The sequence below is a fragment of the Nitratifractor sp. genome, from assembly GCF_015487065.1.
GTDB lineage: Bacteria > Campylobacterota > Campylobacteria > Campylobacterales > Sulfurovaceae > Nitratifractor.
On the sequence record NZ_WFQN01000132.1, the window covers coordinates 1 to 11,766 of the forward strand.

The window sequence follows — 11,766 nt, forward strand, 5'->3', positions numbered from 1 at the left end:
AAACCGCTGGTGATGACCCCGCCGGGGGAGTTGATATAGAAATAGATATCCTTGTCGGGATCCTGGGCCTCCAGAAAGAGGAGCTGGGCCACGATGGAGGAGGCGACGGCGTCGTTGACCTCGCCGCTGAGCATGATGATCCGGTCTTTGAGCAAGCGCGAATAGATATCGTAGCTGCGCTCACCGCGTCCGGTCTGTTCGATCACATAAGGGATATAACTCATAGAAAACTGCCTTTGTTCAGGAGTTGTTTTGGGAAAGCGGCCCCTTTGAGGGAAGCCGTAATGAGAGGAGAATACTATTTCTTACCGGCGTTGTCAAGATCCAGGAGCTGGGTGAAGAGCTTATCTTCGATCATCCCCATTTTGACCGCGGGGAAGAGGTTGTTCTTCTGATAGTACTTGAGCAGAGCTTCGGGATCCTGACCCGCCATCAGGGCTTCGTAGTAGAGGGCCTGACTGACCTCCTGATCGCTCACGTCGACCCCTTCGGCCTTGGCGACGGCATCGACGATGAAGGTCGCTTTGACGCTGCGGACCGCATCGTCGCGGACCGATTCCCGGAGCTCCTCGATCTTCTCGGCGTTACCCTGAATCGCTTCGAGCTCCTCCTTGGAGAGGCTCTGGGCCTTCTGGTTGGCCAGGTTGTCCACCTCCTGCTCCACGATGTTCTCGGGCAGGTCAAATTCGTAAGCCTCTACCAGCGCCTCCAGAAGCTTGGGCTTGAGCTCTTCGTTGTAGAGCTTGCTCAGCTTCTCGGTACGGATCTGCTCGGTGACCTGCTCTTTGAGGGTCTCCAGCGTCGCCTCCTCTTTCTTGGTGACGGTTTTGGCCAGCTCGTCGTCGATTTTGGGCTCAGACTTGACCTTGATATCTTTGAGGGTAATCTCAAACTCGGTCTCTTTGCCGGCCAGGTTGGGCGCCTGATAATCTTCGGGGAAGGTCACTTTGATCCGCTTGGTCTCCCCTTTTTTCATCCCGATCATCTGCTCCTCGAAGCCGGGGATGAACTGACCCGAACCGATCTGCAGCTCGAAATCCTGGGCGCTACCCCCCTCGAAAGGCTCGCCGTCGAGATAGCCGGTGAAGTCGAAGACTGCGGTATCCCCCTCCTGCAGAGGCCGATCCTCCTCCAGGCTCACCAGGGGTGCCGCCTGCTCCGCCAGGGCTTTGATCCGCTCCTCGACCTCTTCGTCGCTCACGTCGGGAAGCTCATACTCGGGCACGGCTTTTTGGTACCCCTCCACGTCAAATTTGGGACGCAGACAGATCTGGATCTCCGCCTCGACTTTCTCTTCGCCCTTTTCGTATTTTTTGAACATAGGCTCGCCGATGATCTCCTGGGGATTGATCCCGGCCTCTTCATAGGCTTTGTTCAGCATCTCCCGGATGATCTCGCCTTCGGCATCCTGCTCCAGCTTCTCACCGTACATCTTTTTGACGATATGAGCGGGCACTTTGCCTTTGCGAAAGCCGTCGACTTTCAGCTGCTTGCCGGCCTCTTTGGCCAGTTTTTCCACCTGGGCGTCGATCGTTTCTTTGGGAAATTCTCCTTTGATCAGGAGGTTGGCATCGTTGATTTTTTCGTTTGTGATTTCCACGGGGTTGGTCCTTTGTAATATCATGATAAATGGCAAAGATTTTACCAAAAAGCCCATAGAAGTATGCTGACATCACCCGAAGCAACTAACGCTCCCGGGCACCCAGATCGTCAATGAGCCGCCACAGATCGTTGAGAACGGGGTCGTTTCCATGACGAGGCCAAAAGCGCTCCCAGGGAGAAAGGAGACGGTGCGCCTCTTTGTCGCGGGATTTGATCAGCCGCTCTTGGGGAGGAAAGCGTATAGGATAGGGTTTGGGATGATGATCTTTTACCGCCACCACGCTAAAGGGTTTGGATAGATAGAAATCCTCTCCATTCCGAGCATCCGTAAACGCCAGCCTGACATCGTCGGAGCGTTTCACGCCGAAACCGCTGACAAATCCCGGAAAGAGATACCACTCATACGAACCCGACTCCGCGGGGATCCGACACTCTTGCATATTCGGCTCCCGCTCATGCCCTCCAACCAGAGCGATGATACAGATCGGTCCTTTTCGATCGGTGATCCAACGGATGCGATAACTTCTCCCCTCTTCCAAGACCGCTCCGGGGTAGGGAAAAAGCAGACGAAAATAGTGCGAAGGATGTGTTGAAGAGCGAACGGTAAAAGTCGGTGAACTGTAATAATCTTCACCGCTTTGGGGGTTTTCAAACTCCAGGGCGACATCGTCGGCACGATTTAGACCGAATCCGCTAATGAATTTTGGCGGCACTTTCCACACCCATCTTCCCGATTGCAACGGAATGTGGCAATCATCCAGTGTCGCCGTCTGGTGCCCCCCAATCACCGGACGAATACACGTCATTCCCCGTAAATCGGTCTGCCAACGAATCGTATAGCTCTGCCCCTCTTTCAAGACGGCACCGTGATAGGGAAAAATCATGCGAAAATAGTGTGCCTGCAGCATCATACTGCAAAGAAGAATAATCCGGAGTGCTCTGCCGCCACTCTTTACCATCCTCCACTCCTTTTTTTATTGAGTATTTCATATTAATTATAAAACTTAATGATAAATAGATTTTAAACGGAACCTGTCTATGAGCTTTTATCCAAACAGCCCAAAAACGCTATGATTACGCTGAAAGTCAAACCAATGAGGAATCGTTCAATATGAAAGAGAACAAGACGAAAAAAATCGAGGAAGCGGTCACATCCATCCTGGAAAATCTGGGAGAAGATCCCGAACGCGAGGGGCTTCTCAAGACTCCTCATCGGGTCGCCAAAGCCCTGGAGTTTCTGACCGAGGGGTATCATAAAGACCCCAAAGCGATTCTGGAAAAGGCGCTTTTTACCAGCAGCAACGACGAGATGGTTCTCGTCAGGGATATCGAGTTTTACTCCCTCTGTGAACACCATATGCTCCCTATCATCGGCCGGGCCCATGTCGCCTACATCCCCGACGGCAAGGTGGTGGGCCTCTCCAAGATCCCGAGGGTTGTGAATGTTTTCGCCCGGCGTCTCCAGATCCAGGAGCAGCTGACCGAACAGATCGCCGATGCCATCAGCGAGACCATCCATCCCAAAGGAGTGGCCGTGGTCATCCATGCCCGCCATATGTGCATGGAGATGCGCGGCGTCGAAAAGATCAACTCCACCACCGTCACCTCGGCCCTACGGGGACTCTTTAAAAAAGATATTCGCACCCGCAACGAATTCTACGATCTCATCAACGCCAACATCCCGTCAAATTTCTAGCCCTCGACAGTGCCGATATTTCTATGTCGGTGATCATACTGCAATGATATTTTCCAAGATTCTTCTGCTATAATCACTCAAACCTGACAAAATAACTCATCATTAGGAGGCCTTGCCATGAAGGTCTATCTCGACAACAACCGACTCACCCCCGTCGATCCCCAGGTACGGGAGGTGATGGAACCCTTTTTCAATGAGCCCTACGGCGATCTGCCCGCGCTGCACGATTTCGGAGCCGCCACCCGCAAAGCCTACAACGAAGCGGTGGAGAAGTGCTATGCCAGCCTTCACGCCTCCGACAAGGATACACTGGTTTTCACCTCCGGAGCCGCCGAAGCCCACAGCACGCTTTTTATGAGCACTTACACCCGCTTCATCCTCACCGGACGCAAAAACAACATCATCGTCTCGGAACGGGAACCGCTTCCCATCCTGGAACTGGCCCGCTTCCTCGAGGAACAGGGGTGCCGGGTCAACTATCTGCCCGCCAACCGTGACGGTATCATCGATCCCGAGACCCTCACCGACTACATCACTCCCCGCACGGCCCTGGTCTCCGTCTCCATGGTCGATGCTGAGAGCGGTGCCATCAATCCGGTCGAGGAGATCGCCAACATCTGCCGCAGATATGAAGTACCCTTCCACACCGATGCTACCCAGGCTCTGGGGCGGATCCCCGTGGATCTGCAGCGGCTGGAAGCAGACTATCTGAGCTTCTCCTCCGAGACGCTCCACGCTCCCGTCGGTACCGGCGGTCTCTTTCTCAAAGAGGGCACCGAACTGCTTCCCCTCATTCCCGGCGGACGGATGAAGGCCGAAGCCTTGCGCGGCGGGCCGCTCAATCTACCGGGCATTGTCGGCCTGGGCAAAGCGATGGAGATCGCCTCCGATGCCCTGGGATTCGAAGTGGAGGATATGCGGGATCTGCGGGACAGGCTCGAAGAGGCGCTGCGGGCTTTGCCCGGAGTGGAAATTCTGGTCCCCTGGGCTCTACGCACCCCCAATACCGTTCTGGCTGCCTTCCGAGGGGTCGAGAGCGAAGCGATGCTCTACGAGCTCAACCGGGAGGGCATCGCCGCCTATTCGACCACCGTGCACCCCTTCGGCGAGTGGCGTCAACGACCGCTAACCGATATTCTGGAGCTCGATCCGGTCCTTCGTCACAGCACCGTGGGCTTCGCCCTCAACCGCAACACCACCGAAGAGGAGATCGACCACACCATCGAGGCAGTCAAAAAGGCCTTGGAGTATCTGCGGAGTTTCTCAACCCTGGATGAGTATGCAAAGGAGCAGGCATGAGCAAAAAGGACGTTCTGGCCAAAAGCCACTGGGAATCCTATCCCTTCAAAATCGAAATGCTGGCCGAAAAGCCCAAAAACAACGGTGAACTGACACCAGAAGATGCCGCTAAACTGGAGGGCACTCTGCATACCCACAGCTATGGCAGTATCGAAACAGGGATGCAGCTGCGCTGGTACTGGGTTCTCGACGCCCAAAAGCGCATCGTCGCCTGCCGCTACAAGCTCTTTGGGTCACCGGCACTCAGGGCGGCGGCGGATATGGCGGCGCTGCTCTGCCGCAACAAAAGCCTCGAAGAGGCCGCCAAAATCAATTACAAATCCCTGGAGTATTTCCTCAGAGACCACCCCTCCAATCCGGCACTGCCTCCTGAGAAGCAGTATGAGATCCTTTTCGTCCTGGAGGCCATCACCGCCACCATAAAACGAATCGAAGGCGAAGAACCGGGGGCTTCAGAGATCGTCTGTGAATGTGCCGGAGTGAACCGTGAACAGATCGAAAAAGCGATCCGGGACTTTGATCTGAACAGCATCGAAGCGATCACCGACTACACCCGGGCCGGCGCCTTCTGCAAGAGCTGCATCGCTCCGGGACGGGGCATGGCGGACCGCAGCCTCTATCTGGTCGATCTGCTCAAAGAGATTCGTAAAGCGATGGAGGAGGAGAAAAAGGCTTCGGGCATTTCTTTGGAAGACAAACCCTTCAAGGAGATGAGTCTGGAGGGGAAACGGGCTGCCATCGAAAAGACCATTGACGATCACATCCGGGCTATGCTGGTCATGGACGGCGGCGATATGGAGATCCTCGATATCAAAGAAAACGGCAAACATACCGATATCTACATCCGCTATCTCGGAGCCTGCAGCGGCTGTGCCAGCGCCAGTACCGGCACCCTCTTCGCCATCGAGGGAATCCTCAAACAGAAGCTCGACCCCGACATTCGCGTCCTGCCCCTCTGATATTCCGTCAACAACCCTATTATGCCCGGCCGAACCTGGCGGGTAGACCCCCCAAAAAATCTCTTGGAAAATTCAATCGTTTCAAACCTGATCATGCATCCAGAGCCAGGAATCCTCGGGAGACTCTCCGGATCCCGATCAAGTACAGGATGACGCAACAATATCCAATCGGTTTCTCAAAGGACTCACTCTGTTAAACGGTAGGGGGTTCCCGAAGGAAGATTTCGAAAAAATAAATGAAGAAGAGAAAGATAGAAGGGAAGAAAATCCGGCGATCCCGAAGGATCGTCCAGAGCCCTTATTTTCCTGCGGGAGGAGTGGGCTTGGGGATGAAGAGAGAGGCAGGAGATTTATAGGTCCAGGGCAGACCGTCATTTTTCCAACCGTTGACACTCCGACGATGAGGTTTGGTCTTGCTCATATCCCCTTCGAAACCGGTCACGATGGTGTAAGCCTTTTTGTATCCGGCTTTGTAAAGCTGGGTCGCGGTCATACCGGAACGGTCACCCGAGCGGCAGATCACAATAACAGGATCGTTTTTAGTCAAACCTTTGGCCTTGAGCTCTTCGTCAAACTCAGCAACCAAGTTGGGGTTTTTCCAGCTGGCAAACTTTTTCTTTCCCTTTTTCGTCGTGACGAATTTGGAGTAATCGATATATTTAAAGGGAATGTTTTTATCGATTCCAGTAGGATGTCCCAGGAAAAGAACTTCCGCGGGAGTCCGAACATCGACGAAAAGGATATGCTTAGGATCCTTCTGAAGCATGCTATAGGCCTCTTTGGGGGTCAGATAGAGCTTCTGGGGGGTCTGCTTCGCTTTTTTAGCCGGTTCTTCCGCCGCATAGGCACCGGTTCCCATCAGGCCTACAAAACCGAGAACCATCAGGAACGAGATCAATTTTTTTGTCATTGTGACTCCTTTTTAATTAGTTGGAGTGAATAGTATCATATAAAATATTAAGTGATTATTAAATAATTTAATACTTTAGTAGAAGAGATTTGAGACAAGCCTCAGGTAATCTTCAACTAACTCTTCTGAACTTTCTCAATAAGAAGCTGGAGGCTACTCCGCCCGTTGAAACGGTTTTCATTGAGCGTATAGAGCAGATCCACGTTTTCCCCTACTGACGGAAGCTCCGGAAAACGGAACTGAATTCCCTCCAGGAGAGACGCTCCGTCTCTGAGCAGCATCTTCAGATGCTGCCCGTCACTTCCAAGCTGACGCAACCCTTCGATCTGGACATTCCGGGTAATAAATTTGGGACGGGGATTGCCTTCACCGTAGGGTTCGTAGCGCTCCAGCAAACGATAGAGCTCCCAATTCAGCAAATCGAAATCGATCTCCCCCAGAATCTCCGGATCCCGAAAATCCTCCGACACGCAATGCCGAGTCGCTTCTGCTGTCAAAGCGGAAGCAAAAGACTCCAAAGCCTCGGCCCTGAGGGAGAGACCGATCGCCGCCGCATGGCCGCCGAATTTTTCCAGAAACTCCCGCTGGGTCTGTACCAGATCGAAAAGGTGGCACGTGCCGAAACTTCGGCCGCTCCCTTTGTACCCCTCTGCCGTACGGGTCAGGACGATGGCCGGACGCTCAAATCGCCGGGCCAGCCGGGCCGCCACGATTCCCAAAACCCCTTCGTGCCATGCTTCACCCACTGCCAGGAGAATCGGCGCCTCGGGATCGCTCCCTCCCAACGCCTCCTGAAAGATCATCTCCTCCATCCCTTTCCGACGCTCATTAAAGCCCTCAAGCCGCGCCAACAACCGTCTGGCCTCCGGCAAAGTTCCGGCGCAAAGATAGTCGCAGGCAACCGAGGCATCTTCCATCCTTCCAGCACTGTTGATCAGCGGTGCCAGTCCGAAAGCGATATCTTCGGCCCGGAGCGTCGTTTTACCGGTACGCTCCCGCCAGGCGACGATAAAGGGACTTTGACTCTGCTCCAAAATCTGCAAACCCTGTCGCACCATTGCGCGATTGATATGCTGCAGCGGCATGATATCTGCAATGATCGCCGGAGCAGCCAGCTCCAGGAGCTCTTTCATTTTCACCTTTCTTCCCAGACGGCGATTCAATGCCGCACAGAGATACCAGGCGATCTGGGCCCCGCAGATCTCCGAATAGGGAAAAGTGCACTCCGGTTGTTTCTGATTGACGATGGCATAGGCGGTGGGAGGAGTCTCCGGAACGATATGATGGTCGGTGATGATCAGGTCAATCCCTGCCTCACGGCAGAGCTCGGCCGCTTCGACCGCAGCGATACCGTTATCGACTGTGATCACCAGATCGGCATGGGAGATTTTGGGAAAGAGGGTTGTCGAAAGTCCGTATCCGTCGCGGAAACGGTTGGGGATGATCCACTCCAGCATCACACCGATCTGCTCAAAAAAGCGGCTCATGATCGCCGTGGCACTCACACCGTCTACATCGTAATCGCCCACTAGAACAATGCGTTCTTTTTCTTGGATTGCCCGGATGATCCGGTCAACCGCCCGGTCCATATCTTTGAACTGTGAAGGATCCGGCAGATCGCCGAGATTGAGAAAAGTGTCGTCGAAACGCTCTTTCAGAAGCGCTTCTACCGCTTCGAGGGAAGCGAGTCGGGGATAGGTATGCCGCATCAGCTCCGCTGTTTGACGGCAGCGTTGACAAAAGAGAGGATCGCCGGATTGGGATGCTGCAGGCGAGAGGTAAACTCAGGATGGAACTGGACTCCCAGGAACCAGGGGTGATCTTTCACCTCCACTGCCTCGATCAGTCCCTGGGATTCACCGGTCACCTCCATCCCTGCCGCCTCCAGCTGCTCCCGATAGAGAGGATTGGCTTCGTAACGATGGCGATGCCGCTCATAGATGGTACCGCTGCCGTAGGCTTGTTCCAGATTGGAGCCGGGCTTGACGTCACAGCGGTATTCGCCCAGGCGCATGGTTCCTCCCAGAGGAGAGGTGGTGGTCCTCACCTGGCGGGTCCCGCTGGCATCGATAAACTCGTCGATGAGATAGACCACCGGATGGCGGGTGTTTTCATCAAACTCCATGGAGTTGGCATCTTCCATCTTCAGGACATTCCGGGCAAATTCGATCATACTCAGCTGCATCCCAAGACAGATCCCCAGGAAAGGAATCTTCTCCTCCCGAGCGTAGCGGATCGCCTCGATCTTACCCTCGACCCCCCGCTGGCCGAAACCTCCGGCGACGAGTATGCCGTCAGCATTTTCCAGAAACTTCTGGGCTCCCTCCTCTTCGATCTTTTCACTGTCGACCCATTCGATGCGCACCCGACGATCCAGATGGGCTCCGGCGTGAATCAAAGCCTCCGTCAAAGATTTATAGGACTCTTTGAGATCCAGATACTTCCCGACAAAAGCGATCTTCACCTCATCAGAGGGGGAGATGATACGACTCACCAGAGAGTTCCACTCATCCATTTTCGGATTCAGTTCTCCCAGATTCAGTTGTTGGGAGATCGGTGTCAGGATATCCTGGGCCAGGAAATTGATAGGAACCTGATAGATGGTCGGAGCATCGATAGCATCGATGACACTGTCGAGATCCACGTCGCAACTGTAGGCAATCTTTTTCTTCAGATCGGAGGGAACCGGTTGCTCCGCTCGTAGAATCAGCATATGCGGAGCGATACCGATACGCCGCAACTCCTGCACCGAATGCTGGGTTGGTTTGGTCTTGAGCTCTCCGGCTGCTTTGATATAGGGTAGGAGGGTAACGTGAATATTCATCACCTGACTGCGACCCAGTTCGTGTTTCATCTGACGGAAGGTTTCGAGGAAGGGGAGTCCTTCGATATCCCCGGTCGTACCTCCCAGTTCAACGATCAGGATGTCTTTGCCCTCGCCCGCTCGAAGAATCCCATCTTTGATCTCGTTAACGATATGGGGAACAACCTGGATGGTTTTGCCCAGGTACTCCCCTTTGCGCTCTTTTTCGATGACGGAGACGTAAATTTGTCCGGTAGTGAAGTTGTTGGCCCGGGTCAACGAGGTATCGAGAAAACGTTCGTAGTGCCCCAGGTCCAGATCGGTTTCGGCTCCGTCTTTGGTGACAAAGACCTCTCCATGTTCCAAGGGAGACATGGTACCGGGGTCGACATTGATATAGGGGTCAAGTTTCAAAACACCGACTCTCAGCCCGGAGGCTTTGAGCAGGGTTCCGATACTGGCAGCGGTGATCCCTTTGCCCAGAGAGCTGAGCACGCCGCCGGTAATGAAGATGTATTTAGTCATTTGTTGGGACATCGAAATGATCCTTGTTTAGGCAATAATCGGCATGATGATAGTGATAAAGTTTTCGTCTCGAACCAGGAAGGGAAGGGTCGAATCGTTCAAACCGATGGTGAAACGATCATGATCGACCTGAGCCAGAAAATCCAGAAGATAGCGACTGTTCAGAGAGATCTCGAAACGATCGTTGATTCCGGTCTCCAGTTCGATTTCGGTTTTGGCCTCTACATTGTCATCAGAGAGCGCATTGAAGAGAACCGCGTCGCTAAGGAAAGTGATCTTGATATCGTTGGCGATGGTGGTGACCATGCGAATCGCTTCAAGCATCTCTTTTTTGGGAAGTTCGATCTGGTATTTCAGGGTTTTGGGAATGATTCGTTCATAATCGGGAAATTTACCGTTGATCAGACGGGTAAAGAAGAAGTAGTCATCGTTGGTGATGATCAGGGTGGTCTCATCGTAATGGATCTCGATCTTGTCGAGAAAGAGCTTCTGAATCTCCAAAATCGCTTTTTTGGGAAGGATCAGGGCCAGCTCCTGCTCGGAATTGTTGGGAATGGTGGCAACCGCCAGACGCCGGGTATCGGTTCCGACCAGGTCGGTGGTATCGCTTTTGATATTGATCAAAGCGCCGTTGAGTTCGTATTTGGGATTGTTGGTATCGATGGCGGGGGTGATCTTTTTGAGATTTCGAATCAGGTTCATCGAGTCGAGAGAGATTTTGGGTTTGTCATCGACAGTGGGGAAAGCGGGAAAGGCTTCGGCATCGAAAACAGGCAGTTTGAATTTGGAGTGCTGCTGTTTGATCATGATGGCATTGTCAAACAGCTCCAGAACTATCTCATCATCCCGGAGGATTCGGATGATATCCAGCAGTTTTTTTCCGTTGGCGGTAAAAGAGCCGGGGTGATCGATCTCAAATTCCCGGGTGACGATTTGCAGACCGATCTCGTTATCTGTGGCGCGAACGATGCAGTCATCTTCTCCCGTTTCAAAATAGATATGGGATGTGATCTGGCTGGCATCTTTCTTCTCGAGGAAGGGTTGAAGGTTGATGAGAATCGATTCGATGACCTGCTTTTGAGCCCTGATTTTCATACTCTCCCCTTGTTAAGTATTTAGAGTTCGTCGTAGTAGTCGTAGGGGATGAAAAGGTGAAAAACTCTCCTCCTCCCCCATTTTTAGGACAATTTGAACTTCACGTTTTTTTGGGACTTTTCCCGCTTTTTTCACGTAGAAAATTATATCTTTTTTTTATTCAATTTTCTTTGTGAGGGTGCCGACCTTGTTGGAGAGTTCATCGAGAAGAACCTTGAAGTTTTCGTCGTTCTCGGCGATTTCGTTGATTTTGCGTAGGGCGTGGCTGACCGCGGAGTGGTCTTTCATTCCGAAGTAGAGGGCGATCTGGGGCATGGAGTTGGGCGTGAGGTTTCTTGCCAGGTAGATGACGATGCGTCGGGCGTTGACCACATTTTTGTTGCGCTTTTTTGACTTGATGTCGGAGGGTTTGACGTTGAGCTCTTTGGAAACAATGCGGACGATGTCGTCGATGGTGATGTTCTCCTGCTTCTCTTTGAGCTGGTCTTTGATGGCGTTACGGGCAAACTCCAGGGTAATGGGTTGATTGAGCATGGTGCTCATGGCATTGAGTCGGATGAGGGTCCCTTCGATCTCCCGGATGTTGTCACCCATATGGGTGGCGATATAGTGGATGATCTCCCGATCCAGGTGGATACCGTCGAGTTCGCATTTTTTCTGGATAATGGCGATTTTGGTCTCCAGCTCAGGAGGCTGGATGTCTGCCTGAAGCCCCCATTCGAAGCGGGTGCGGAGCCGGTCTTCGAGGAAAGCGATCTTTTTGGGAGGTCGGTCGGAGGTCATGACGATCTGTTTGCCGGCGTTGTGGAGTTCGTTGAAGGTGTGGAAGAGTTCGTCCTGGGTCTTCTCTTTGCGACTGAGAAACTGGATATCGTCG

The 11,766-nt window shown here is 53.0% G+C and carries 11 protein-coding genes; 3 read left to right on the top strand and 8 right to left on the bottom strand.

Going from position 1 to position 11,766, the window contains the following annotated elements; all coding sequences use genetic code 11:
- From F8I07_RS07070 to F8I07_RS07080, 3 genes are all read right to left on the bottom strand, one after another.
- On the bottom strand, positions 1-224 hold a 224-nt coding region (locus F8I07_RS07070; protein ID WP_292657575.1), incomplete at its 3' end, for an ATP-dependent Clp protease proteolytic subunit.
- Positions 225-298: 74 nt separating this feature from the next.
- Positions 299-1,600 carry a trigger factor gene (tig, locus tag F8I07_RS07075; RefSeq protein WP_292657579.1) on the bottom strand — a complete coding sequence of 434 codons (1,302 nt, stop codon included), beginning with the start codon at positions 1,598-1,600 and terminating at the stop codon, positions 299-301.
- A gap of 85 nt (positions 1,601-1,685) precedes the next feature.
- Positions 1,686-2,561 (bottom strand): hypothetical protein, encoded by an 876-nt coding sequence (locus tag F8I07_RS07080; protein ID WP_292657581.1) that lies wholly within the window; start codon positions 2,559-2,561, stop codon positions 1,686-1,688.
- 152 nt (positions 2,562-2,713) lie between these two features.
- Between F8I07_RS07080 and folE the strand changes: the two genes are divergently transcribed.
- The 3 genes from folE (at position 2,714) to F8I07_RS07095 (ending at position 5,556) form a co-directional block, all read left to right on the top strand.
- Complete coding sequence (folE, locus tag F8I07_RS07085) at positions 2,714-3,298, top strand: GTP cyclohydrolase I FolE (protein WP_292657584.1); 585 nt, start codon at positions 2,714-2,716, stop codon at positions 3,296-3,298.
- A 117-nt stretch (positions 3,299-3,415) separates the two neighbouring features.
- A complete protein-coding gene (locus F8I07_RS07090) occupies positions 3,416-4,597 on the top strand; it encodes a cysteine desulfurase family protein (protein WP_292657638.1) in 1,182 nt (393 codons plus the stop codon).
- The gene (locus tag F8I07_RS07095) at positions 4,594-5,556 is read left to right on the top strand and encodes a NifU family protein (protein WP_292657639.1); all 963 of its coding nucleotides are present in this window, start codon (positions 4,594-4,596) and stop codon (positions 5,554-5,556) included. The genes F8I07_RS07090 and F8I07_RS07095 overlap by 4 nt, the downstream gene beginning before the upstream one ends.
- A gap of 298 nt (positions 5,557-5,854) precedes the next feature.
- On the opposite strand, the gene F8I07_RS07100 is transcribed toward F8I07_RS07095, so the two are convergent.
- The 5 genes from F8I07_RS07100 to F8I07_RS07120 form a co-directional block, all read right to left on the bottom strand.
- Positions 5,855-6,466: a rhodanese-like domain-containing protein gene (locus F8I07_RS07100; protein WP_292657642.1), complete on the bottom strand. Its 612-nt coding sequence runs from the start codon at positions 6,464-6,466 to the stop codon at positions 5,855-5,857.
- Positions 6,467-6,582: 116 nt separating this feature from the next.
- Positions 6,583-8,175, bottom strand: coding sequence for a single-stranded-DNA-specific exonuclease RecJ (recJ, locus tag F8I07_RS07105; protein ID WP_292657645.1), 1,593 nt, complete (start codon positions 8,173-8,175; stop codon positions 6,583-6,585).
- The gene (locus F8I07_RS07110) at positions 8,175-9,806 is read right to left on the bottom strand and encodes a CTP synthase (RefSeq protein ID WP_292657648.1); all 1,632 of its coding nucleotides are present in this window, start codon (positions 9,804-9,806) and stop codon (positions 8,175-8,177) included. Before F8I07_RS07110 ends, recJ begins: the two co-directional genes overlap by 1 nt.
- Positions 9,807-9,821: 15 nt before the next feature.
- Entirely contained in the window at positions 9,822-10,889 is a 1,068-nt protein-coding gene (gene dnaN, locus F8I07_RS07115) for a DNA polymerase III subunit beta (RefSeq protein ID WP_292657650.1), read from the bottom strand.
- Positions 10,890-11,045: 156 nt separating this feature from the next.
- Positions 11,046-11,766, bottom strand: a 721-nt coding sequence (locus tag F8I07_RS07120) for a chromosomal replication initiator protein DnaA (protein WP_292657652.1), incomplete at its 5' end; no start/stop codon positions are given.